This is a genomic window from Methylobacterium sp. DB0501 (assembly GCF_011043735.1).
Taxonomy (GTDB): Bacteria; Pseudomonadota; Alphaproteobacteria; order Rhizobiales; family Beijerinckiaceae; genus Methylobacterium; species Methylobacterium alsaeris.
Genome location: NZ_JAAKGV010000028.1, coordinates 11,851 through 35,995, shown reverse-complemented (window position 1 = coordinate 35,995; position 24,145 = coordinate 11,851). Strand labels below are relative to the sequence as shown.

21 protein-coding genes are annotated in these 24,145 nt (G+C 71.0%); 10 read left to right on the top strand and 11 right to left on the bottom strand.

What is annotated here, in order from left to right; all coding sequences use genetic code 11:
* Positions 1–188: 188 nt before the first annotated feature.
* Positions 189–1,502: a 3,4-dihydroxy-2-butanone-4-phosphate synthase gene (gene ribB / locus G4G93_RS30575; protein ID WP_395412886.1), complete on the bottom strand. Its 1,314-nt coding sequence runs from the start codon at positions 1,500–1,502 to the stop codon at positions 189–191.
* Between the two features lie 53 nt (positions 1,503–1,555).
* Positions 1,556–2,671, bottom strand: coding sequence for a chorismate synthase (aroC, locus tag G4G93_RS30570; RefSeq protein WP_165090566.1), 1,116 nt, complete (start codon positions 2,669–2,671; stop codon positions 1,556–1,558).
* Positions 2,672–3,051: 380 nt separating this feature from the next.
* Between aroC and G4G93_RS30565 the strand changes: the two genes are divergently transcribed.
* The gene (locus G4G93_RS30565; protein WP_165090564.1) at positions 3,052–6,879 is read left to right on the top strand and encodes a glycosyltransferase; all 3,828 of its coding nucleotides are present in this window, start codon (positions 3,052–3,054) and stop codon (positions 6,877–6,879) included.
* A gap of 223 nt (positions 6,880–7,102) precedes the next feature.
* Here the strand turns inward: G4G93_RS30565 and G4G93_RS30560 are convergent, their stop codons facing one another.
* Positions 7,103–7,570 carry a hypothetical protein gene (locus tag G4G93_RS30560; RefSeq protein ID WP_165090562.1) on the bottom strand — a complete coding sequence of 156 codons (468 nt, stop codon included), beginning with the start codon at positions 7,568–7,570 and terminating at the stop codon, positions 7,103–7,105.
* 277 nt (positions 7,571–7,847) lie between these two features.
* Between G4G93_RS30560 and G4G93_RS30555 the strand changes: the two genes are divergently transcribed.
* The 4 genes from G4G93_RS30555 (at position 7,848) to rimM (ending at position 10,868) form a co-directional block, all read left to right on the top strand.
* Complete coding sequence (locus tag G4G93_RS30555) at positions 7,848–8,069, top strand: glutathione S-transferase (protein WP_165090560.1); 222 nt, start codon at positions 7,848–7,850, stop codon at positions 8,067–8,069.
* 19 nt (positions 8,070–8,088) lie between these two features.
* Positions 8,089–9,720, top strand: a complete 1,632-nt coding sequence (ffh, locus tag G4G93_RS30550) for a signal recognition particle protein (RefSeq protein WP_165090557.1) — start codon at positions 8,089–8,091, stop codon at positions 9,718–9,720.
* A 76-nt stretch (positions 9,721–9,796) separates the two neighbouring features.
* Positions 9,797–10,156 carry a 30S ribosomal protein S16 gene (gene rpsP / locus G4G93_RS30545; RefSeq protein ID WP_139034811.1) on the top strand — a complete coding sequence of 120 codons (360 nt, stop codon included), beginning with the start codon at positions 9,797–9,799 and terminating at the stop codon, positions 10,154–10,156.
* A 10-nt stretch (positions 10,157–10,166) separates the two neighbouring features.
* The gene (gene rimM / locus G4G93_RS30540) at positions 10,167–10,868 is read left to right on the top strand and encodes a ribosome maturation factor RimM (RefSeq protein WP_395412877.1); all 702 of its coding nucleotides are present in this window, start codon (positions 10,167–10,169) and stop codon (positions 10,866–10,868) included.
* 198 nt (positions 10,869–11,066) lie between these two features.
* Here rimM and G4G93_RS30535 read toward each other — a convergent pair whose 3' ends face one another.
* The 4 genes from G4G93_RS30535 to G4G93_RS30520 form a co-directional block, all read right to left on the bottom strand.
* A complete protein-coding gene (locus G4G93_RS30535; protein ID WP_395412874.1) occupies positions 11,067–11,447 on the bottom strand; it encodes a MucR family transcriptional regulator in 381 nt (126 codons plus the stop codon).
* A gap of 413 nt (positions 11,448–11,860) precedes the next feature.
* On the bottom strand, positions 11,861–12,841 hold the full coding sequence (locus G4G93_RS30530) for a cation diffusion facilitator family transporter (protein ID WP_165090553.1): 981 nt from the start codon (positions 12,839–12,841) through the stop codon (positions 11,861–11,863).
* 136 nt (positions 12,842–12,977) lie between these two features.
* Positions 12,978–15,626 (bottom strand): ATP-binding protein, encoded by a 2,649-nt coding sequence (locus G4G93_RS30525; RefSeq protein WP_246737130.1) that lies wholly within the window; start codon positions 15,624–15,626, stop codon positions 12,978–12,980.
* Between the two features lie 272 nt (positions 15,627–15,898).
* Positions 15,899–16,948, bottom strand: a complete 1,050-nt coding sequence (locus tag G4G93_RS30520; RefSeq protein WP_165090551.1) for an HD-GYP domain-containing protein — start codon at positions 16,946–16,948, stop codon at positions 15,899–15,901.
* Positions 16,949–17,227: 279 nt separating this feature from the next.
* Between G4G93_RS30520 and G4G93_RS30515 the strand changes: the two genes are divergently transcribed.
* On the top strand, positions 17,228–17,575 hold the full coding sequence (locus tag G4G93_RS30515) for a DUF6481 family protein (protein WP_165090549.1): 348 nt from the start codon (positions 17,228–17,230) through the stop codon (positions 17,573–17,575).
* 440 nt (positions 17,576–18,015) lie between these two features.
* Here G4G93_RS30515 and G4G93_RS30510 read toward each other — a convergent pair whose 3' ends face one another.
* Both G4G93_RS30510 and G4G93_RS30505 read right to left on the bottom strand, forming a co-directional pair.
* A complete protein-coding gene (locus G4G93_RS30510; RefSeq protein WP_165090547.1) occupies positions 18,016–18,516 on the bottom strand; it encodes a MucR family transcriptional regulator in 501 nt (166 codons plus the stop codon).
* A gap of 556 nt (positions 18,517–19,072) precedes the next feature.
* Positions 19,073–19,660: a DUF2147 domain-containing protein gene (locus G4G93_RS30505; RefSeq protein ID WP_165090545.1), complete on the bottom strand. Its 588-nt coding sequence runs from the start codon at positions 19,658–19,660 to the stop codon at positions 19,073–19,075.
* Positions 19,661–19,969: 309 nt separating this feature from the next.
* On the opposite strand from G4G93_RS30505, the gene G4G93_RS30500 reads away from it, so the two are divergent.
* From G4G93_RS30500 to G4G93_RS30485, 4 genes are all read left to right on the top strand, one after another.
* Positions 19,970–20,113 (top strand): hypothetical protein, encoded by a 144-nt coding sequence (locus G4G93_RS30500; protein WP_165090543.1) that lies wholly within the window; start codon positions 19,970–19,972, stop codon positions 20,111–20,113.
* 166 nt (positions 20,114–20,279) lie between these two features.
* Entirely contained in the window at positions 20,280–22,103 is a 1,824-nt protein-coding gene (gene ybaL / locus G4G93_RS30495; protein ID WP_165090541.1) for a YbaL family putative K(+) efflux transporter, read from the top strand.
* Between the two features lie 108 nt (positions 22,104–22,211).
* On the top strand, positions 22,212–22,460 hold the full coding sequence (locus G4G93_RS30490) for a hypothetical protein (protein ID WP_165090539.1): 249 nt from the start codon (positions 22,212–22,214) through the stop codon (positions 22,458–22,460).
* Positions 22,461–22,561: 101 nt separating this feature from the next.
* A complete protein-coding gene (locus tag G4G93_RS30485) occupies positions 22,562–22,774 on the top strand; it encodes a hypothetical protein (RefSeq protein ID WP_165090536.1) in 213 nt (70 codons plus the stop codon).
* Positions 22,775–22,933: 159 nt separating this feature from the next.
* Here the strand turns inward: G4G93_RS30485 and G4G93_RS30480 are convergent, their stop codons facing one another.
* Both G4G93_RS30480 and G4G93_RS30475 read right to left on the bottom strand, forming a co-directional pair.
* On the bottom strand, positions 22,934–23,191 hold the full coding sequence (locus G4G93_RS30480; protein ID WP_165090534.1) for a hypothetical protein: 258 nt from the start codon (positions 23,189–23,191) through the stop codon (positions 22,934–22,936).
* Between the two features lie 149 nt (positions 23,192–23,340).
* Positions 23,341–24,120 carry a MetQ/NlpA family ABC transporter substrate-binding protein gene (locus G4G93_RS30475; RefSeq protein WP_165090532.1) on the bottom strand — a complete coding sequence of 260 codons (780 nt, stop codon included), beginning with the start codon at positions 24,118–24,120 and terminating at the stop codon, positions 23,341–23,343.
* Between the last annotated feature and the right edge of the window lie 25 nt (positions 24,121–24,145).

The following is a 24,145-nucleotide window of genomic DNA, read 5'->3' as shown; positions in this document are numbered from 1 at the left end:
GTCTCACCAGCCCGCGCGGTGGAGCCGGAGGCTCCACACGCCTGAGCGACGCCGATTTCCGCGTGGCGAACGCGATTGCGCAGCAACCGCCGGGCAATCGACCGGAAGTCGTATGGCGCGGCGGGATTCAGCGCCGTCAAGCCAGCGCCGTCGAAGGTACGGCGCGCTGAGGTGGGGCTCGGCGCCCCCTACCCTTCCAGCGGCTCGTCGCCGACCATCTCGATGCCGAAGCCCGACAGGCCGACATAGGAGCGCGCCGCGCTCGAGATGTTGCGGATCGAGACCACGCCGAGGTCGCGCAGGATCTGGGCGCCGAGGCCCACCTCGCGCCACTGGCGCACGCGGGCCGCCTCGGCGCCGTCCTCCCCGGCGCCGTCGGGCAGTTGCGACAGCGGCACGCCGGCGGTGCCGTCGCGCAGGTAGACGAGCACGCCGCGGCCTTCCTGGGCGAAGCGGCGCATCACCGCCTCGATGGTGCGGCCGCCCTCGATCACGTCCGCCACCACGTTCGAGCGGTGCAGCCGCACCAGCACGTCGCGGCCTTCGCCGATGCGGCCGTGCACGAAGGCGAATTGCTGCATCGGCTCGAACGGCGTGGTGTAGGCGTAGCCGGTCATCTCGCCCCACTCGGTCTTCACCGGGAAGGTGCCGACCCGCTCGACCAGCTTCTCGCGCGCCTGACGGTAGGAGATCAGCTCGGCGACCGAGATCTGCTTGAGGTCGTGCTTTTCCGCGAAGGCGGTGATCTGCGGCCCCTTCATCACGGTGCCGTCGTCGTTGGCGAGCTCGCAGATCACCCCGACCGGCGGGAGCTTGGCCAGCCGGCACAGGTCCACCGCCGCCTCGGTATGGCCGGAGCGCATCAGCACGCCGCCATCCTTGGCGATCAGCGGGAAGACGTGGCCCGGGCGCACGAAGTCGGTGGCGCCCATGTTGCCGTTGGCGAGCGCCCGCACGGTGTTGCAGCGCTGCTCGGCCGAGATGCCGGTGGTGAGCCCGTGCTTGACGTCGACGGTGACCGTGAAGGCGGTGCCGAGCGGCGCGTCGTTCGAGGCCACCATCGGCTCGAGGCGCAGGCGCTTGGCTTCCGCGACGGTGATCGGCGCGCAGACGATGCCGCAGGTGTTGCGGATGATGAACGCCATCTTCTCCGGCGTGCAGAGCGAGGCGGCGACGACGAGGTCGCCCTCGTTCTCGCGGTCGTCGTCGTCGGTGACGACCACGATCTCGCCGCGGGCGAAGGCGTCGAGGGCCTCGATGATCGATGCGTGGGTCACGGGCATCTCCTGTCCCGAGGCGAGCGCCAAAAGCTCTGTCCCCAGGAAGTCGTTGGGGGTGACGGCGCCGCCGGTCACGCGCGCCACGGCGGCAGCCGTCTCCCGCGAGAGCCAGGGTTCGGGATTGTTGCACAACCCCGTCACCGCTGCCGGCGAGAGCCCGCAGCGCCGCGCGAAGTCGAGGCGGGTCACGCCCTGCTGTCGGAGCCAGTCGCCGAGTTTCACGCCCCCGTCATAGCCGACCGGCGAATTCAGTCAAACTGAACCGGCCAAGTCATTCATTCGGCCTGAAAGCCGCCCCCTTCCCCGATCTGGCCGCGGTGGCGCAGCCAGTGGTCGGCGAGCACGCAGGCCATCATCGCCTCGCCGACCGGCACCGCCCGGATGCCGACGCACGGGTCGTGGCGGCCCTTGGTCATGACGTCGACCGGCCGGTTGTCGCGGGAGACGCTCGCCCGCGGGGTCAGGATCGACGAGGTCGGCTTGACGGCGAAGCGGCAGACGAGAGGCTGGCCGGTCGAGATACCGCCGAGCACGCCGCCAGCGTGGTTGGCGAGGAAGATCGGGCGACCGTCATTGCCCGGCCGCATCTCGTCGGCATTCTCCTCGCCGCGCAAGGCGGCCGCCGCGAAACCGTCGCCGATCTCGACGCCCTTGACGGCGTTGATCGACATCATGGCCGCCGCGAGATCGGCGTCGAGCTTGCCGTAGACCGGGGCGCCGAGGCCGACGGGCACGCCCTCGGCCACCACCTCGATCACCGCGCCGACCGAGGATCCCGCCTTGCGGATACCGTCGAGATACTCCGCCCACAAGGCTGCGGCGGCGGCGTCCGGGCAGAAGAACGGGTTGTTGTGCACCTCGTCCCAGTCGAGACGGGAGCGGTCGATCGCGTGCGGGCCGATCTGCACCAGGGCGCCGCGGATCGTCACGCCGGGCAGCACCTTGCGGGCGATCGCGCCCGCCGCCACCCGCGCCGCGGTCTCCCGGGCCGAGGAGCGCCCGCCGCCGCGATAGTCGCGGATGCCGTACTTGGCGTCGTAGGCGTAGTCGGCGTGGCCGGGCCGGTAGCTGTCGCGGATCTCCGAGTAGTCCTTCGAGCGCTGGTCGACGTTCTCGATCATCAGCGTGATCGGCGTGCCGGTGGTGAGCGGGCGCCCGCCGGTGCGGTCGTCGGAGAAGACGCCCGAGAGGATGCGGACCTGGTCCGGCTCCTGGCGCTGGGTGGTGAAGCGCGACTGGCCAGGCCGGCGGCGGTCGAGCTCGGCCTGGATCTCCGCCGCCTCGAGCGGGATCCGCGGCGGGCAGCCGTCGACGACGCAGCCGAGGGCCGGGCCGTGGCTCTCGCCGAAGGTGGTGACGCGGAAGAGGTGGCCGAAGCTGTTGTGGGACATGAGTACGACGTGGGCCCTACGAGAGAGAGGGGCGCGACGAGAGAGAATGCCGCCGCTCTAGAGCATTTCGCGCCGGACGGGAAATGCTCTCGCGGGCTCTTCGCGGCCTCTTCGCGGGCTCGTGGCCGGCTCCTGGCGGCGCGGCGCCGGCGGGCCCGGACGGCCCCGGTGGCTTGACATTGGCGCGTTGCGGCTCGTAGATCCCCATGTTTTTGCGCTTGCAATGAAATATTGTTGTCCGACCTCGCGTCGGGATGCCGGTGTGTCGGTGCTTTTGAGTCGCGGAACATCAATCCGACACACTATTCTCGATATCTTTCAAGGCGCGGCGGGCAACGGCGAGGGGTGATATGAATTTTTTCCGGCTACCGCGGCGCCGTATGCGTCGGAAAGACGCCTCGCTCGATATCGTCTTCTACCGGAACTTTTACGACGACATGAGCCGCGCCAGCGACGAGGAGATCGTCCGGCACTGGGAGGAACACGGCCGGTCCGAGGGCCGGTTCGCCAACGAGGCACTCGGGCGCGCGGCGGCGGCGGCGGCGAGCGACGAACTGCCGAGGGATTTCGATGCCCGGGCGTATCTGCGCCTGAATCCGGACGTCGCGGCCGCGATCCGGTGGGATTTCCAGGCAGCCCTGCATTACATCGCGCATGGCCGGGCGGAGGGCCGTGCCTATGCCGACCCGTCTCAGGCCGTCTCGTCCGGGACCGACCTTCCCCGCGGCTTCAACCTGGCGAGCTACCTCGCCTGCAATCCCGATATCGCCGAGGCGATCACCGCGACGTCCGACCGGCTGACGCACTACATCGAGCACGGCCGCGCGGAGAAGCGCAATTACGCGCCGGTCTTCTACGATCCGACCTTCATCTCGCAGCTCTACGGGATCACGGTCCCGTACGGACTGACCCCGGCCGACGCGGTCGTCGCCGTCCGGCAGCGGCTGCGACCGTCCGACGACCAGCTGATCTTCTTCAATGAAGACGAGATCGTGCGGCTCCACGACATCAACATCCCGTATTTCTCGAAATATTTTGATCACAACCTCTACCAGTACCGCTACATCCGAAAGAGCGGAAAATTCTTCAACCGGGCGGAGTGCATCCGACATTTCTGTGAGGTCGGACAGCACGAGCAGTTCGACATCTCGATCGACGGCGCCTTCGACGATGCGTTCTTCTGCGCCGAGTACGGCGACGACGGCGCCCTGTGCGGCCCGACGCGGCGCGACCGCTACGAATCCTGGTTGAGGAGCGACGAGGACGAGCCGCTCTTCCCGAACCTGCGGGTGCTCGCGCACGTCGTCCACAAGGCTTCGCTGCCGCGGGTGGTCGAGGATTTCGTCACGGCCCGCGTCAGGCAGGCGGCAGACGGTGCGGACCCGGTGAAGCCGAGCCGGGTCGTGACGGATCTGCTCGAATGGACGCTCGACCTGGCCGATCCGGCGGTCGCCCCTCTCTTTCTCGACGTTGCCGATGCGCGCGCGGTGGAGGGGCGGAGCGCCGAGGCTGCCGAGCTCTATGCCCGCGCGCTGATCCACGCGCCCGGCCATCCGCGCGCCCTCAACCACCGGGCGGACATGATCCACCGGGGCGGCAACCTCGAACTGGCGACCAGCCTGCGGCGCCACGTCGTGGCGATCGATGCCGGCAACGAATGGACCTTCCGCCACCTCGCCGAGGGCCTGCTGGAACTCGGCGAGCCGCAGGCGGCGAGCCGCGCCATGGCGGCGGGCGTGCGGAAGTACCCGAGCGACGTCGGCCTGCGCCGGCGGCTGCGCGAGATCCAGGAGAAGGCCTTCTACGACGTCTGGGAGCGGAGCACCGACATCGCCCTGGAGGCGGGCTACGACAGCGCCCGCGCCCTCGTGACCGAGGCGGCACGATCCCTGGTCCGCGACGAGGAGCGCCCGGTGAGCGCCGGCCGGGTCCGCCGCGTCGCCCTCTACGCCAATTGCGACCTGATGCAGTGCCGCTTCTACCGCGTCGACCAGCGGGTCGACCAGCTCGCGGCGGCCGGGTACAACGTCACAGTCTACGATTACACCAAGGATCACGACGCCTACATGGCCGACCTCATGAAGATCGACTACACGATCTTCTATCGGGTTCCGGCCTTTCCGAACGTGGTCGATGCCATCACCAAGACGGCCGAACTCGGCATCTCGACAATCTACGACATCGACGACCTGGTGTTCGATCCGGATTATTTCCCGCCGGGGCTCGACACCTATGTCGGCCTGATCGATGAGCGCCAGCACGCATCGATGGCCTGCGGCGTCAGCCTGTTCGCGGAGGCCGCCGCCCTGTGCGACTACGGCATGGCCTCGACGCCGAGCCTCGCCGGACACCTGGAGCGCCGGGTGCGGACCGGCACGGTGTTCCACCAGCCTAACGCGCTGCACGGCGCGCATCTCGCCAGCATGATGCCGGAGCGGGCGACGGCGCCCGGCGACGTCGTCACGATCTTCTACGGCTCCGGCACCAAGGCCCACAAGCTCGACTTCGAGCATCTGATCGAGCCGGCCCTGGCGCGCCTGTTCGAGACCCACGGCAAGCGGATCCGCGTCGTGGTGGTCGGCGACATCGCGGTCTCCGACCGGCTGCGCCCTTGGGCCGAGCTCATCGTCGCGTCGCGGCCGATCGCCAACGTCTCCGCCTTCTGGGACCTCCTGCGCGAGGCCGACATCAACATCTCGGTGCTGGTCCCGGACGCGTTCAACGACTGCAAGAGCGAGATCAAGTGGCTGGAGGCCGCGATGTTCGGCATCCCGTCCGTCGTGAGCAGCACGCAGACGCATCGCGAGGTCATCGTCGAGGGCGAGACCGGCTTCCTGTGCACGTCGAGCGAGGAGTTCTACGTCGCCCTCGATCGCCTGGTCCGCTCAGCCGACGAGCGGCGGCGGATCGGCGCGGCGGCCAAGCGCGCCATGCTCGAGACCTACGGGCTGGAGCGGCAGGCGCAGGGCCTGCGCCGGGTCATCGAGCGGACGATGGCGGGCCAGCTCGCACCGCGGCGCAAGCTCGTCATCGTCAACGTGTTCTACCCGCCCCAGGCGATCGGCGGCGCGACCCGGGTCGTCTACGACAACGTCCGCTCGCTGCGGACGATCCTCGGGGCCGAGTGGCAGATCGACGTGATCTGCACCCTCGAGGGCGGGCCGGTGCCCTACGCCCTCGACTGGTACGCCCGGGACGGCATCCGGGTGTTCTGCATCACCGCCGGCAACCATCCGGCGATCGACAGCCTCGTCGAGGATCCCGAGATGGCGCGCGTCTTCGAGCGCGTCCTCGACCGGATCGAGCCGGACCTGATCCACTTCCACTGCGTCCAGCGGTTCACCACGACCTGCGTCGCCGCCGCGTTCCGGCGCAAGATCCCCTACCTGATCACGATGCATGACGGCTGGTGGATCTCGCCGAACCAGTTCCTAACCAACGGCAACCGCGTGGTCGAGACCTACGACTTCAGCGGCGCCTCCCTCGATGCCTTCATGGGCGAGGATTACGCCCGTGCCCGGACGCTGCTGCGCTGCCTCAAGGGCGCCGCCCGGGTGCTGACCGTGTCCGAGCCGTTCGGCGCGCTGTGCCGCAGCGTCGGCCTCCCGCAGGTCGAGGTGGTCGAGAACGGCGTCTCGCGCCTGCCCGAGGTCGTCCGGACCGCGAGCCCCGACGGCCGGGTGCGCCTCGGCTTCATCGGCGGGCTGGCCGACCACAAGGGCTACGGGCTGATCCGCAACGTGCTCCTCAACGAGCGGTTCGCGAATCTGAGCCTGCTCCTGATCGACCACGCCATGCATCCGAGCGAGCGGGTGACGGAGGAGTGGGGCAGCGTGCCGGTCACGATCCGCGGCAAGTTCCCGCAATCGAGCGTCGGCGGCCTCTACGCCCACATCGACGTGCTGCTGGCGCCCTCGGTCTGGCCGGAGAGCTACGGCCTGGTGACCCGGGAGGCGCTCGCTTCCGGCTGCTGGGTCGTCGCCTCCGACCGGGGCGCGGTGGGCGATTGCGTCGTCGAAGGCCGGAACGGCTACGTCGTCGACGTCGCCGACGAGGCCGGCCTCCTGGCGGCCTTGCGCCTCATCGACGAGAACCCGGCCCGCCACCGGCAGGCGCCCGACCATACGGCGCCGATCCGGACCGCGCACCGCCAGGCGGAGGACCTGGCGGTGATCTACGGCGAGGTTCTCGACGCGGCCGAGGCTTGAGGCACCCGGATCGCCGGAGGTCCGCGGGGGATTTCGCAGGACCCGGGTCGGGAGGGCGCGGGGCGCTCACCCGCCGAGGCAGGGCTCACCCGGGGAAATCGAAGCGCGGGCTTTCCCGCGGACAGCCTTCGTGACGCCGAGCCGTCGCATCAAACGAAGAGGCCCGGCCATCGATCCCGCGATGCCGGGCCTCGTCGTCTCGGCGTGATGAGGAGCGGACGCCTCAGCGCCGCGGCTGGAACAGCGGCTGCGCCAGGGCTTCGGCTCGGGCCATCCACAGGTCGCGCTCGGCGCGCAATTCCTCGGCCTTGTCGACCTCCTGCTGCACGTGGGAGCGCAGTGCCCGCAGCTCCTCGGCGAGCAACGCCTGCAACTCGTCGTAGCGCCCGTGCTCCTGCCGCAGCCGGGCCTTGAGCATCATGTTCTCGGCCATCAGGGCGGCGAGGTCGTCGTCCTCGGCGCGGGGCGCCAGCGGCGCCTCGGGCTGAGCCTGCATCTGGGGCTGGGGCTGAGTCTCGGCCGGGGCGACGATGCGCGGCTCCCAGGCGGCTTGCGGCTCCGTCCGGCGCGGCGCCGCGCGGGCCTGGTCGGCGGCGTCGATCCGCGACAGGGTCGCGAGCCAATCCTGCAGCGGGCCGGAGGGCTGCCGTGCGGCGGCGGGGGTCTGCGTCTTCAAGGCGGGATCGGACACGCCGCGTCTCCTGCGAATCTTGACCCCGAGTTAACACGCCGCATGGTTAAGAACGGGTAAACATTCCGCCGCGCCTGGGTGCGGAGCCGGGCGCGCATTGACAATCCGTTCACGGACCGGTAGGCCCCGGCCTCTCAAGACGAGGTCTCGTCTCGACGCCGACCGGCCCGTGAGGCCGGAGGTCAACGCCCGATAGCGCGATGCGCCCTCGGGCGCGACTTGCGTTGGGCGGATCCTCGCGACCCGCCGCCCCGACGGGTGGCCCGCAGGAGACCGGATGACCAGGATCGACCACGCGCAACTGCGCATCGAGGACGCGGTGAACGAGCTCTGCCCCTGGTCGGGCAAGCCGATCGCGGCCGACTCGCTGACGCTCTACAACGGCGCGGTCGTCGGCTTCTGCAATCCCGGTTGCCGCGACAAGTTCGAGCGGGCGCTGAACCACTTCGAGGGCGCCCTCCAGTCCCGGCGCGCCGCGTCCGCGGGCGTGGACGAGTAGCCTTCCGGAGACGACACGCATGTTCGAAGGCCTCTCCGACCGCCTCTCCGGCATCCTGTCCGGGCTGACCCGCCGCGGCGCCCTGACCGAGGCCGACGTCACCGCCGCCCTGCGCGAGGTGCGCCGCGCCCTGCTGGAGGCCGACGTCGCCCTCGAGGTCGTGCGCTCCTTCACCGAGAAGGTGCGCGAGCAGGCCGTCGGCGCGGTCGTGCTGAAGTCGGTGACGCCCGGCCAGATGGTCGTGAAGATCGTCAACGACCAGCTCGTGGCGATGCTGGGCGGCGAGGCCGGCATCATCGACCTCAATGCCCCGGCCCCGGTCGGCATCCTGATGGTCGGCCTCCAGGGCTCGGGCAAGACCACCACCACGGCCAAGATCGCCCGGCGCCTGACCCAGCGCGACAAGCGCCGGGTGCTGCTCGCCTCCCTCGACACCCGCCGCCCGGCCGCGATGGAGCAGCTGGCGGTTCTCGCCAAGCAGGTCGGCGTCGAGTCGCTGCCGATCGTCGCCGGCCAGTCGGCGGTGCAGATCGCCAGGCGCGCCATGGAGGCCGCCCGCCTCGGCGGCTTCGACGTGGTGATGCTCGACACCGCCGGCCGCGTCACCCTCGACGAGGCGCTGATGCAGGAGGCCGCCGATGTCAAGGCGGCCACCCACCCGCACGAGGTGCTGCTCGTCGCCGACGCGCTGACCGGCCAGGACGCGGTCAACACCGCCCGCGCCTTCGACGACCGGCTCGGCGTCACCGGCATCGTGCTCACCCGCATGGACGGCGATTCCCGCGGCGGCGCGGCGCTGTCGATGCGGGCGGTCACCGGCAAGCCGATCAAGCTCGTCGGCACCGGCGAGAAGGTCGACGCGCTGGAGGAGTTCCATCCGGCCCGCGTCGCCAACCGCATCCTCGGCATGGGCGACATCGTCTCGCTCGTCGAGAAGGCGGCGGAGACGATCGACCAGGAACAGGCCCTTCGCGTCGCCGAGAAGATGCGCAAGGGCAAGTTCGACCTCGACGACCTGTCGATGCAGCTCGCCCAGATGGAGAAGATGGGCGGCATCGGCGGCCTGATGGGCATGCTGCCCGGCATGGGCCAGATCAAGAAGCAGGTCGAGGGCGCCAACCTCGACGAGAAGATGTTCAAGCGCCAGCGCGCCATCATCTCGTCGATGACCCCCGAGGAGCGCCGCAATCCCGACGTGCTCAAGGCCTCGCGCAAGAAGCGCGTGGCGAAGGGCGCCGGCGTCGACGTCTCGGAGATCAACAAGCTCCTCAAGATGCACCGCACCATGGCCGACATGATGAAGGCCATGGGCTCGGGCAAGCGCGGCATCGGCCAGGCGCTCGGCAGCATGTTCGGCCTCGGCGGCGGCGGCATGGGGGGCATGGGCGGCCTGGGCAAGATGATGGGCGGCGGCATGCCCCAGCCCACCCCCGAGATGCTCGCCGAGCTGCAGAAGGCCCTGCCGCCCGGCACCACCCTTCCGCCGATGCCTCCGGGCCTCGGCGGTCCCAAGGCGCCGAGCCCCGGCCCCGGCAAGCCGCCGGCAGGCCCGGCCAAGGCGCCCCCCGCCGCCCCCGGCCTGCCGGGCTTAGGGGCCAAGCTCCCCGGCCTGCCCGGCCTCGGCGGCCTCCCCTTCGGCAAGAAGAAGTAGGCGGGATGGGCCCCAGAAGCCCCTCCCCCGCCCGCATCGTCGAACGATCCTCGAACCCCCCAACAGGAAGAGACCCATGTCCCTCAAGATTCGCCTGACCCGCGGCGGCGCCAAGAAGCGTCCCTACTACCGCATCGTCGTCGCCGACGCCCGCGCTCCCCGCGACGGCCGCTTCATCGAGAAGGTCGGCGCCTACGACCCGATGAAGCCGAAGGACGATCCGGCCCGCGTGATCCTCGAGACCGAGAAGGTCCAGGCCTGGCTTGCCAAGGGCGCCCAGCCGACCGACCGCGTCCTGCGCTTCCTCGACGCCGCCGGCCTCGCCAAGCGTCCGACCCGCAACAACCCGCAGAAGGCCGAGCCCGGCACCAAGTCCAAGGAGCGCGCCGCCGCCCGCGCCGAGAAGGCCGGCGCCGCCGCCGACTCGGCCGAGTAAGCCCAAGACCGTGGCGCGCCGCCCCGACGCCCGCCCCCCAGGCGGCAAGACCCCTCCGGGTCTTGCCCGTGGGGGCCCCGATCAGCGCCGGGGCGCGGGCGCGGGCGCGCCCGCGCCGCTTCGCGCCAACCCAGCGCCCGCGCGCACCGAGACCGGGATCGCCACCGATCCCGCTTTCGTGCTGCTCGGCGAATTCGGTCGCCCCCACGGCCTCAACGGCGAGGTGCGGCTGAAATCCTATACCGCCGACCCGGCGGCGATCGGGTCCTACGGCCCGCTCACCGGGGCCGACGGCCGCGTGATCGAGATCGCGTCCCTGCGCTCCGCCGCGGGCGCCGGCGACATGCTGATCGCCCGCGTCGCGGGCGTGTCCGGCCGGACCGGGGCCGAGAGCCTGAACCGGCTCGCCCTCTACGTCGCCCGCGAGCGCCTTGGCGCGCCGGAGGAGGAGGACGAGTTCTTCGCCGCCGACCTCGTCGGGCTGAGCGTCGTCGATCGCAGCGGCGCCCCCGTCGGCACCGTACGGGCGGTGCCGAATTACGGCGGCGGCGACCTCCTGGAGATCGCGCCGGCCTCCGGCGGCACCCCGGCCCTCCTGCCCTTCACCAAGGCCTTCGTGCCGGAGATCGACGTCGCGGCCCGCCGGATCATCGTCGATCCGCCCGAGGACCTGTTCGCGCCGACCGCGCCGCGGGATCCTGACGAAGGGTGAGGGGCGACGCGGACCCGTGCGTCCCGTCATCGACCACGCCGCAGGCTTCATCCCATTCTCGACCTCGGGACGAGGTCTTGAACAGGAGGAAGAGCCCGAAAACAGCCGGAGCCCGTCCGACGTTGCGTCGAACAGGCTCCGCTTGTCATGGCACCTGAAACGGAAGGCCCGCTGCCCCGTCGGGGCAGCCGCCCTCTCCTACCGTCCGCGATTCTTGCGCTGCTGGCCGAGGCCGGAGCTCTTGGCGAGTTCGGAGCGCTGCGCGGCGTAGGTCGCGGCGACCATCGGGTAGTCGTGCGGCAGGCCCCACTTCTGACGGTACTGGTCGGGTGAGAGCCCGCGGGTCGTCAGGTGGCGCTTGAGCGACTTGTACGGTTTTCCGTCCTCCAGCGAGATGATGTAGTCGGGGGTGACGGTCTTGCGGATCGGGACCGGCGGCGTGGGCTTCTCGGGCTCGGGCGCCGGAGGGGCCGCGACGCGCTCCAGGGAGGCGTGCACGGCGGAGATCAGGCTGCCGAGATCCCCGACCGGCACCGAGTTCTTCGACACGTAGGCCGAGACGATGTCGGCCGTGAGCATGACGAGTCCGCCCGGCTCCTGATCGTGAGTTTCCACGTCTGACATGATGGAGGTTCCGCTTCGAGAGTGAGGTGGACGACGGAGGCTGTGCAGCGGGCCGACCCGGCTTCGCGCCGCCTCTCGATCTTCTTGGGGCCGTCACGCACGAAGTACGCGTGGGCCATCGCCCGGTCCCTCAGACTTGGTGACAAGTCTCATGCCAACCCGCAAGCTGCTTGCAGCAACGCGGCGGTAAAATCAGGTAGTTCCTGTGGATTTCAGCGCTGCACAATCAGGAAAAATATACTCAAGGTTGCAAAATCAGATTCAACGTTGCTGATAATTGCATAAAAAGCTGTCAAAGGCCGAGGTTTGAGCGAGCGAAAGAGGCGACCGTCGGCGGGGTTGAGACAGGCGACGGTCGCCGGACTCGCTCAGGCTGCCCGTTCCGGCTGCCGGTCGGGCCTCGGCGCACGGGAATCGTGGCGGGCCTGGATCTCGATGAAGACGCGGCGGACCTTGGGGCTCGACGCCTTCATCCGCTTCTCCAGACGGCCGACCAGCTGCTCGATCTCGCCGCCGGTGAGGGCGTCGTCCATGTCGAGGCTGACATTGACCAGGATGTCGGCGGGGCCGAGATGCTGCGTCAGCACCTCGTTCACGTGCTGCACCCCCGGCTCCGAGCGCACGATCTCGTGCAGGCGGGCGACCAGTTCCGGCTCCGCCGCCTCGCCGACGAGCAGGCCGTGGGTCTCGATCATCAGGAAGATCGCCATGCCGATCAGGATCAGCCCGATGACGATCGAGGCGGCGCCGTCGAAGGCGGGCTGCTTCAGCGTCTCCGCCAGGATCACGCCGGCAAGCGCCACCATGAGACCGCTGAGCGCCGCCACGTCCTCGACGAGCACGGTGAACAGGGCCGGGTCCTTGCTGCGCCGGATCGCGGTGATCGGCGTCCGCTCGCCCTTCTCGCCCCAGAACGCCTTGAGGGCGACGAAGCAGGAATAGCCCTCGGCGAGGACCGCGAAGATCAGGATCCCGAGGTTGATGTAAAAGCCCGGGATGCTGCGCCCGAAGATCACCGCATCGGCGGCCGGCTCCGGGTGCTGCAGCTTGTGGATGCCCTCGTAGACCGCGAAGGCGCCGCCGCCGAGGAAGATCAGCAGGGCGACCAGGAAGGCGTAGAAATAGACCTCGCGGCCGTAGCCGAACGGGAAGCGGGCATCCGCCGGCCGCTGCGCCCGCTTGAGGCCGACGAGGAGCAGGATCTGGTTGGCGGTATCGACCATCGAGTGGACGCCCTCGGCCAGCATCGCCGAGCTGCCGGTGAAGAAGGCGCCGACGAACTTCGCCGCTGCGATCGCCAGATTCGCCCCGGCGGCGGTGTAGATCGCGCCGCTGCTCTCGTGTGCCATGGTGGTGTCGCGCTCCCGCCGCCCGGCAAGCCTGGCCGTGGCTGACGGACGTAACGCCGCGGGAGGCCGGATGGGTCCGGCGCCCCGCGGCGATCCTCCCGAGTGCCGACGTCTCGGAAACCGACTTGCCGGGAGCTCAGGCCGCGTCGCGGAACGGGGCCGCGGGGGCCGGGAGGCCGAAATGGCCGTGGAGCGCCGCGATCGTCGCCGAGAGCAGGCCGTCGAGGGGCGCGAGCGCCGCCTTGTCGGGCACCCGGCCCTCGACCCGGGCGGCATGCTCGATCGCCCGCAGCCGCCCGGCGAGCGCCGCGGCGCCGACATTGAGGCTCATCGATTTCAGCCCGTGGGCGGCGCGGCCCGCCGCCTCGGCATCGCCGGCGGCGTGCAGGGCCGCCAGGCCGTCGGGGGCGTGGGCGCTGAAGAGCCCGAGCACCCGCTCGACGAAGGCCGACCCCGAGCCCTCGGCCATCTCGGCGAGGCCCGCCAGGGTGTCGGGGTCGAGGAGGGAGGCGCCGCTCTCCGCGGCGGGCGCGTCCGGCTCGAGAACCTCCGGTGAGGGATCTTGCGCCGTGCCGGCCTCGCCGAGGGCGGCCGCCAGGGTGCGGGCGAGGTCGGTGAGGGTGAAGGGCTTGGCGAGCACGCCGTCCATCCCGGCCGCGCGCCAGGCCTCGGCCGCCGTACCCACGACATGGGCGGTCGCCGCGACGATGTGGGTGCGCTTGCACCTCTCCGCCGCCTCCCATTGCCGGATCGCCCGGGCGGCGTCGAACCCGTCGAGGACTGGCATGCTGCCATCCATCAGGATCAGGTCGAACGTGCCCTCGCGGGTCGCCTCCAGGGCGCGGTAGCCGTCCTCGACGGTCGTCACGCGGGTGACGCCGAGGCGGCCGAGCGCCTCGACGGCGACCTCGCGGTTGACCGGGTTGTCGTCCGCCACCAGCACCCGGGCGGCGGGGAAGCGCGGCAGGCTCGCGACCGGGCCGGCCTCGGCGCCGATGCCCGCGAAGGTCCCGCCCGCGGCGAGCGCCGCCAGGGCCGGCCGCCACTCGCCCTGTGCCAGCGGCCAGCGCAGGAGGGCATCGGCGAGGCCTGAGGACAGGACGGTCGCCCCGCTCGGATCGCCCATCGGCGCGAGCGCCAGGACACGGCCGGCGCCGGCCGGGCGGTGCCCGGCCCGGGCGAGATCGGCGGCCTCGACGAGGTGGTGTGCGCCCTCCCCCGCCTCGGCCGGCGCGAAGCCGGCGGCGGCGGCGCCGTCCGCCAGGGCGGCGGCGGTCGCCGGCCCCGACACGCGGATCACCACGGCCGGGACGATGCCCGGCTCCCGCCGCACCGGCTCGGCCGGCGCCAGCACCTCGAGCGGGATCTCGGCCCAGAAGGTCGAGCCGGTCCCGACCTCGCTCTCGACCCCGATGTTGCCGCCCATGGCGGCGACGAGGCGCTCGGCGATCGACAGGCCGAGGCCGGTGCCGCCGAAGCGCCGGGTGGTCGAGCCGTCGGCCTGCGAGAAGGCGGAGAAGATCGTCGGCAGGGTCTCGGCCGGGATGCCGATGCCGGTGTCGGTCACGCTGAGGCGCAGGGTCCCACCGCCGTCGCGCGTCTCGATCCGCACCAGGACATGGCCGGATTCGGTGAACTTGAGGGCGTTGTTGACGAAGTTGCCGAGGATCTGGCCGAGCCGCACCGGGTCGCCGGCGATCGCCCGCGGCACGTCCGGCGCGATGATCGCCGCGAGGTCGAGGTTCTTGGCCCGCGCCCGCTCGCCGAACAGCGTGACGACGGTGTCGGCGACCTCCGCCGGGTCGAGGGCAATGCGCTCCAGGGTGAGCTTGCCGGCCTCGACCTTGGCGAAGTCGAGGATGTCGTTGATGATCGCCAGGAGGCTCTGGCCGGAGCGGGCGATCACCTCGGCATAGCGGCGCTGGCGCGCCGGCAGTTCGGCGGCGGCCAGCAGTTCCGCCATCACCAGCATGCCGTTCATCGGCGTGCGGATCTCGTGGCTCATCGTCGCCAGGAACGACGACTTGGCGCTGTTGGCGGCCTCGGCCGCCTCCTTCGCCTCGCTCAGGTCGTGGGTGCGGTCGCTCACCTCCTGCTCCAGCCGGCCCTGGTGCTCGATCAGGCGGCGGTCGCGCTCGCGTACCGCGTCGATGAGGCCGTTGAAGCTCGTCGCCAGCCGTCCGACCTCGTCGCCGCTGGCGCTGCCCGGAGGCAGGTCGGCGCGGCGGGCGTAGTCGTGGTTCTCGCGCACCGCATCCATCGTGCGGGCGAGCGCGGTCAGCGGCCGGGTCAGGGCGCGGCCGAGGCGCCAGGCCACCGCGAACCCGACCGCCATGGCGAGCAGGGCCGCCAGGACGGCGTTGCGCATGACGGTGACGAGGCGCCCGACGAGGTCCTTCGTCTCGTAGATCAGGGTCACCCGCCCGACGGTCCGGGCATTCTCCACCACCGGCACACTGACCTTGACGGTGCGGGCGAGGACGAGGGCGACCGGCGTGATGTCGTCCCGGTCGAGGTCCAGATCGTCGGCGAGGCGCAGGCCGGTGCCCTGCTCGGCCAGAGCCGAGCCGTCCGGGCGGGTCAGCCCGGCATAGACGATGCCGTCGAGGCGGCCGATCCCCCGCAGGGCCGCGTGGACGCCGGCGGCATCCTCCGCCGCCGCCGCTCCGGCGGAGGCCGAAGCGAAAACGATGGCGAGCCCCTTGAGCGCCTGGCGCGTGTCGACGGCGTAGCGGTTGATCTCGGACCAGGCGCCGAGCGCCGTGCCGGCGGCCAGCGCGACCATCACCGCGCCGAGCACCGCCCGGCCGAGGCGGGCCGCGAGGCTGCCCGCCGCGCGGGCCGGCTCCGGCCGGCCGGCGGGCGATCGGCGCAGGCGCCCCCGTCCGGCCGGCGTCACGGCGCCGGATGGCTCCGGCGGCGCACGCTCCGGGTCTCGCGGCGCCGCGACGGCGTCGTCGCGGATCATCCGGGCGCGAAGGACCCGGTTCTGACCCGGCTCTCCCGAAGCGTCGGCCGGATCCTCGATGCGGATCGTCTCGCTCGTCACGGCAGCGATCAGGCGGCCCGATCCGCGGCGGCCCGGCCGACGAGATCCGCGACGACGTCCCAGCGGGACAGGAAGGCCTCGACCACGGCGGGATCGAAATGCGCGCCGGCCTCGCGCTGCAGGAAGGCGTGGGTGGCGTCCAGCGTCCAGGCCCGCTTGTAGGGCCGGTCGCTGGTCAGCGCGTCGAACACGTCCGCCACCGCGACGATGCGGCCGGGAAGCGGGATGTCGGTGCCCGCCAGGCCGTTGGGATAGCCCTTGCCGTCCCAGCGCTCGTGGTGGCTCACGGCGATCTCGGCGGCGAGCCGCACCACGTCGGAGGAGCTGTTGGCCAGGATGCGGGCGCCGCGCTCGGCGTGGCGCTCCATCTCGCGACGCTCCTCGGCCGAGAGCGGGCCGGGCTTGAGCAGGATCGAGTCGGGAATCGCGATCTTGCCGACGTCGTGCATGGTCGAGGCGAGGCTGATCAGCCGGGTTTGCGCCGGCGGCAGGCCCAGGGCCTCGGCGATCAGCACGGTGTAGGTCGCCACCCGGGCGACGTGGTCGCCGGTATCGGTGTCGCGATGCTCGGCGGCGCGCATCAGCACGGTGACGATCTCGCGCTCTCGCGCCTCGACCAGGGCCACCGCGGCGGCGACCTCCTCGGCGAGCCGCGCGGCATGGGCCCGCTCGGACCGGTAGGCGCGGCGAAGCGCCAGCAGGTTGGTGACGCGGGCGCGGATCTCGACCGGGTCGACCGGCTTGTTGACGAAGTCGGTGGCGCCGGCCTCGAGGGCCGAGCGGCGCAGGGTGCGCTGGTCGAAGCTCGTCACCATCACGATCGGCACGTGCACGAAGCCCGGCATTGCCCTAAGCGCCCGGATCACCGCGAGGCCGTCCATGCCCGGCATCTCGTAATCGGTGAGCACGATGCCGATCTCCTCGGCATGGGCCTCGGCGAAGGCCAGGGCGTCGGCCGGCCGGGTGAAGCTCTGGGGCAGGCAATCCGGGACCGGCCGCAGCGCCTCGAGCATCAGCAGATTGTTCAGCTCCGCATCGTCGAGGACGATCGCACGCATGAAATCCCCTCCGGCGAGTGATCGCCACCGCCGCGCGATCGTGGCGGGGAAACCTTGACAACTCACTCTCCCGGGCGCCGCAATTCCGCCGGATCGGGCGTGGTTCCGGTGATCGCCGGCCCTCCGCGGCGTCTTTGGCTTTGAAACCGGACGCCGTCGGCGCTAGAGCACGTGCGACGGCCTCTCGCCCGAGCGGGCGGCCGGACAGCCCATGACGGATCCCGGCGCGGCCATCACCGACAGGCGCGCCTTCGCACGCAGGACGACGAGACGAACACGATGGCCGGCTTCAAGGACCAGAACTTCAACGATCGGCGGAGCACGTCCGCGGACGCGAAGAAGGCCCTGCTGGAGAAGTTCCGGGCCAAGCCCGCCGCCGACGACCCGGAGGTCCAGGCCCGCCTGGTGGAGCGCCAGAAGATCGCCGAGGCCCGCGCCGCCCGCGCGGCGGAGCGCGAGGCCGCCAAGCAGGCCGAGGCCGAGCGCCGGGCCGCCGAGCAGGCCGAGGCCAAGGCCCGGGCCGAGCGCGAGGAGGCCGAGGCGGCGGAGCGCGAGGCGGCCCTGGAGGCCGAGCGCAAGGCGGCCCGCGACGCCCGCTACGCTGCCCGCAAGGCGCGGCGCAAGTAGAGCGCCGCAACGACGCCGCTATCGAGCGGGCCGCCTCGAGGAGGCGTCGGCCGCTCCGGACCGCGGATTGCGAAATCAGACCCCCGTCGGATCCCGTGCGGCTCGATGAGCGCGGAGTTCGGCGGGGGTTTTTTCGTGACGGCGACGGGTCTTCCGGCGGCCGGGCTGCCGTGCGGCTTGAAAGGGCTCCCTTGGAACGGCAACGGCGCCGGATCCCCTCCCCGTCCGGGGGCAGGAATCCCGCGCCGTTGCCGTGCTTCTAAGCAGATTTCGCAAAAGTCGTTGCCGGTTTTGCGACAAAAATAAAGTCTGAGCGGACAAAGCGTCGGCCGACCAACGCGAGTCTGCTGAGCACTCGATGACTGCCGCGATCAGGGCGGCCCGAAGCCGCCGCCGCGGCAGGGGTTCCTACCAAAGGGCGTTTCCAACGACCTTTGGTATCACTCGCCCTTGCGCGGACGGCCGCGACGGGCCGGCGCCTTCTCGACGTTGCCCTCCCCGCTCTCCGCCGCCAGCCGGGCCGCGGCCGCGCGGTCGCGCCGGATCTGGCCGAGGCCGAGGCTCTTGGCGAGTTCCGAACGCTGCGCCGCATAGCTGGCGGCGACCATCGGATAATCGTGCGGCAGGCCCCACTTCTGGCGGTACTGGTCGGGTGAGAGCCCGCGGGTCGTCAGGTGGCGCTTGAGCGACTTGTACGGTTTTCCGTCTTCCAGCGAGATGATGTGGTCGGGCGTGACCGTCTTGCGGATCGGGACCGGCGGCGCGGGCTTCTCGGGCTCGGGCGCCGGAGGGGCCGCGACGCGCTCGAGGGACGCGTGCACCGAGGCGATCAGGCCCGCGAGATCCCCGACCGGCACCGAGTTCTTCGATACGTAGGCCGACACGATGTCGGCCGAAAGATTGATCAGGTGCGAGATCGGTTCCTGGTCGTCGGCACTCATGAAGGGGCCCCCTTTTGGAATACTTCTTTGCACATGTGACCAAAAAAGCTAACAGTCAATGAAAATTTTTTATCTGCGAGTAGAAAGGGCGGCCTGTAACCCGGAGACACCCGTTAGCCACGGCGGCGCTGCTTTGGCGACAAGTCCTGCCCCGGGCGGTCCGGTTGTATGAGGAATATTTACTCAATTTTTGATTTCGGATCCGCCTCGGACGATCGGCATAAGCCTTCCGAGAGGCGCCTATGACGCCACGACAGTTCGGTCTGCAGCAAACTAGAGAAATAGTTACTTTAGGTTGTGAGAGAGGGCCGTCCCCTCTCCGATGGTGGTAGGCTGGATCCTGGCTCAACCGATCGGATGTACCAACCACAGAGTGTATTCGCGGCAGCCGCTGCGCCAATAAAAAAGGCACCCGCCGCGACCGGCGGGTGCCCTTAGATCGATCCGACGTCACGCCCCGATCCCGGGGCATGACCGTCTTGCCGTCCCGCAACGCGCGAGGCGGCCGCGCCGCATAACCGTTAAGCCGCGGCGGCCCCGCCGGTCACGGCTCGGGTCACGGCTTGGGTGCGGCACCCGTCGCTGCGGCCGGCTTGGCGGTCGCCGACGCCGGGGCGGCGGCCTTCGGTGCCGCGGCCCATTCCGCGTCCGGGCGCGGGCCGTTGGGCGCGCCGGTCGCGGCGGTGAGCTGGCCCGGCACGGTGTCGTTGACGCGGGTCCAGGTCTGCGAGCCGCACAGGAAGCCCATCAGGCAGCCGCGGACGTTGAGCTCGCCCTGCTCCTCGGTCCAGATCGAGACGTCGTAGAGCTTGCCGTCGTCGGCGTTGTAGATCTGTCCCTCGTACCGGTTATCGGCATTCGGCTTCAGGCCCATGATGAGCTGGTGGCCGAGGGAGGGACGGCTGCGCTTCTTGGCGTCGGTGTTCTTGAAGTCGACCCGCGGCTGACCCTTGTCGTCGTTCGGGGTCTTCAGCCAGACGGCGTAGCCGCAGATCCGGTCGGCGCGGCTCGGGCACTTCTCGATCCGGATGCGGGCCCGGCCGTCCTCGGTCAACCACGTCCCGCTCGGGTCTTTCGGGGTGGCGAGCGCCGCTCCCGACGACAGGCCGATGGCGATGAGCGCCCCGGTCAGGACCTTCTTCATACTATACACCCTCGTCTGGTGCGGCCCGCACACAACATTGTCCGTCGCTGATGCCGCATCGCGCGGCCCGATGCCAGAGGCCGACCTATTGCGTCGGAATCGTGGGCGGCCGGCGCGAACACGCCGCCTCACGGCGGGATGTCGCATGCCCTGATGTCACATGGCCTGCCGCTCCCCCGGCGAGCTAGAGCAGCCACGCCGGTCGGCAATCGCCCGTCCGGACAGAACCGCCGATATTTTCGATTGCCGCGCCGCGGCGTCCGCTCACCCCGCCAGGGCTGCCGCATGTTCACGACCGAGCTTCTCGTGATGACTTCCGCCACCCTCGGGGCGATCGTCATCGTGCTCGCCGCCAGGCCGGGCGCCACCCTGCGGGCGAGCCTGCCCCGCCTGCCCCGCACCGCCGGCGTTGCGCGCCTCGCCGGCGCTCCGCGCCGGCCGGCGGGACGCTGAGCCGGCGCCGCCGGCCCCGCCCCGACGCGGAACGGCGGCGGGATTTCGGCGCTCCGCCGCGGTTTTTGGTGCGGCGCGGCACGGCAGGAACCCGGAAAGGCTGCTAGACTTCGGCAACCCGGCTGCCGTCCTCGACGCGCCGCTTTCCCGAGGAGCTGATCCGACCGTGCCGCACGCTTCCGAGCTGATCGCCATCATCGCCCTCGGGCTCGTTTTCGCGTTCGTCGGCGGCATGCTCGCGCAGCGGCTGAAGCTGCCGCCCCTGGTCGGCTATCTCCTGGCGGGCGTCGCGGTCGGGCCGCACACCCCGGGCTTCGTCGGCAATGCGGAGCTGGCCGGGCAGCTGGCCGAGATCGGCGTGATCCTGCTGATGTTCGGGGTCGGCCTGCACTTCTCGATCGGCGACCTGTTGTCGGTGCGCGCCATCGCGCTGCCCGGCGCCGTGGTGCAGATCGCGGTCGCCACCCTGATGGGGCTGGGCTTAAGCGTCGCCTGGGGCTGGGGCCTCGGGGCCGGCCTCGTCTTCGGCCTCGCCCTCTCGGTCGCCTCGACGGTGGTGCTGCTGCGGGCGCTCGAGGAGCGCAGCCTGCTCGATTCCGACAAGGGCCGCATCGCCGTCGGCTGGCTCATCGTCGAGGACCTGGCGATGGTGCTGGCCCTCGTCCTCCTGCCCGCGCTCGCCGGCCCGCTCGGCGGCGAGGGCGCCGGGGCGGCCCACGGCCTCGCCGGCGACGGCAACATCTGGCTCACTCTGGGCCTGACGCTCGCCAAGGTGGCGGCTTTTGCCGGCCTGATGCTGGCCGGCGGGCGCCGGGCGGTGCCCTGGCTCCTCGACCAGGCCGCCCGCACCGGCTCGCGCGAGCTGTTCACCCTGGCGGTGCTGGCGCTGGCCCTGGGCATCGCCTACGGCTCGGCCGAGCTGTTCGGCGTCTCCTTCGCGCTCGGCGCCTTCTTCGCCGGCATGGTGCTGGCCGAATCCGACCTCAGCCATCAGGCCGCCGCCGATTCGCTGCCGTTGCAGGACGCGTTCGCGGTCCTGTTCTTCGTCTCGGTCGGCATGCTGTTCGACCCCACCATCCTGCTGCGCGAGCCCCTGGCGGTCCTCGCCACCCTGGCGGTGATCCTGGTCGGAAAGTCGCTGGCGGCCGTCGCCATCGTGCTGGCCTTCCGCCACCCGCTCTCGACGGCGCTCACCATCGCGGCGAGCCTGGCGCAGATCGGCGAGTTCTCCTTCATCCTGGCGAGCCTCGGCATCGGCCTGAAGCTGCTGCCGCCGGAGGGCCGCGACCTGATCCTGGCCGGCTCGCTCCTCTCCATCACCCTCAATCCGCTGATCTTCGGCGCCCTCGGCCGCCTCAACGGCTTCGTCGAGGCAAAGCCCGGCCTCGCCGCCCGGTTCGTCCGCGGGACCCTCCCGATCGCGGTCGCCCCGCACGCCAAGCGCCGCGAGGGCCACGCGGTGGTGATCGGCTACGGCCGGGTCGGCAGCGCCATCGGCAAGGCGCTGGCGACCTGGGAACTGCCCTTCGTGGTGGTCGAGCGCGACCGCCGCCGGGTCGAGGAGCTGCGTGCCGCCGGCATCGCGACGGTGTTCGGCGATGCCGGGGCGTCGGGCATCCTCGATGCGGCCGATATCGGGCGCGCCCGCCTGCTCGTGGTGGCGAGCCCGGATGCGCACCAGGCCCGCCGCCTGATCGCCATCGCCCGCGAGGCCAATCCGCGGATCGACACGGTGGTGCGCACCCACAGCGACGTCGAACGCCGCAACCTCGAGGAGGAGAAGGTCGGCCTGGTGCTGATGGCCGAGCGCGAGGTCGGGTTCGGCATGGCCCTCTACGCCCTGCGCAGCCTCGGCCTCAGCGAGGGCGAGGCGCGGCTGTTCATCGACACCAGCCGCGCCGAGAGCCGGGCCGAGCCGGCCGCCGAGGCCGAGCCGGAGGTGGGCGCGCCCGAGCTGCGCCCGCACCGCGAGGCGTCGGCGGAATCGTAGCCGGCGCGGGGCATCGGCCCGGTTCATGACCGAACCGTCATGATGCGGCCAGGGTCGCGTCAGCCTGGGCGCGTCATCCTGCCGGGGTTCGTGAGGAGGACTCCGACGATGCCCCAACCCCGGATGGAGCGACCCGCCGAGCTGATGGTGTGGCACGGGGCGCCGGCCGCCCCCGGCCCGCGGGAGATGCGCCGCTTTTCCACCCTGCGTGCCGCCCTCGCGGCGGCGTCCGCCAGCACCGACGATCCCGACACCCTGCCCTGGATCGTCACCGAGGACGGCGACGTGCTCAGCCCGCCCTGGATCGACGACCATGCCCCCCGGATGGCGGCGCGCCGATTCCGCCTGTCGTCGTAACCCGGCCGCCGGTCGGACGACGGGCGGGGCTTTTGCGGCGTTCGGTCGGCTCACGTTCCGCGCCAGCACGTGCTATCGTCCATCGACGAGCACGAATCGCCATGACGAGCCTGCGCAAGACCGCCCCCGCCCGCCCGGCCACGATCGCGGCGGCCACCCACGGCTACGATGCCGCGGCCCTGCGGCTGCGCCGCGCCGCCAACGACAACCGGCCGGAGCGGGGCAGCCGGCGCTATCTGGCGCTGATCGCCGGGGCCTGGCTCGCCGGTCTGCTCACGGCGGCAGTCGCCTTGTGGCGTACCGGAGGATTCTGATCGCGCTCGATCGGGCCGACGGATATCGAACCTACCCTCATCGACCTACGCACCGGGGCGCTTCGCGGCTCCGGTCGCAAACGCGAAGGCGCGCCCGCCGGGCGGACTGTGCCGCCGGACGAACGCGCCGGGCCTTGGACCGAACCGTGTCGAGACGGATCAGCGGGCGTGATGGTGGCGGTGCATGCGGCGGTGCTTCATCATGCGCTTCTTGCGCATGGTCGGCTGCATGGTCGCGCGCGGTGCGGCACCCATGGCCGGGCCGCCGCCCGGAGCGCCCATCTCGCGCTGCTGCCCGGCGAGCGGGCCGCCGGCCTGCGAGCCCGAATTGTTGTAGGGCGAACCGCCCTGGGCGAAGGCCGGAACGGCGGCGGCGGTGAGGACAGCCGCGACCAGGCAGGAAGTCAGGATCTTCATCGGGCACCTCGCGAGAACGCTCAGCCCGTCAGTCGGGCCGTGCTGAGAAGACGCGCACGGCCGCGTTTGGTTTCATGGCTCCGCTTCATTCTGCGTCGCCGCCTGTGGACAAGGTCCGGCCGCCGGCCGGACCCCTGCCCGCGTCGCGCTCACCAGCTGGTGAGCACCGCGCCGCCGAACTTGCCGTCGATGAAGGCCTTCACCTCCGGCGAGCGGTAGGACTCGACCAGGCTCGCGACCCAGGGCTTGTCCTTGTCGGCGGTCCGCACCGCGATCACGTTGACGTAGGGGCCCTTCGGCTCCTCCTTGAGGATCGCGTCGGTGGGCTTGAGGCCGGCGGCGGTGGCGTAGTTGGTGTTGACCGCCGCCGCGTCGACGTCGTCGAGGGAGCGCGGCGTCTGGGCCGCGTCGACCTCGATGATGCGCAGGCGCTTCGGGTTGTCGGTGATGTCGGCGACGCTCGGCTTGAAGCCGACATTCGGCTTCAGCTTGAGCAGCCCCTTGTCCTGCAGCAGCAGGAGCGCCCGGCCGCCATTGGTCGGATCGTTCGGGATCGCCACCGTGCCGCCGGCCGGCACGGCATCGAAGCTCTTGTGGCGCTTCGAGTAGACGCCCATCGGGAAGTTCACCGTCTGGGCGACGCTCTCGATCTTGTAGCCGCGGTCGGCCTTCTGGTTGTCGAGATAGGGCTGGTGCTGGAACGAGTTGGCTTCCAGCTCGCCGGAGGACAGCGCCTCGTTCGGCACGACGTAGTCCGAGAACTCGACGATCTGCAGGTCGAGGCCCTTCTTGGCGGCGATCGGCTTCACCGCCTCCAGGATCTGGGCGTGCGGGCCCGGCGTGACGCCGACGCGCACGCGCTGGCCTTGCGCCAGGGCCGGCAGGCTCGCGGCGGTCAAGAGGACGGCGAGGGTGAGGGTCCGCAGCATGGGGGTACGCTCCGAAGGATGGTCG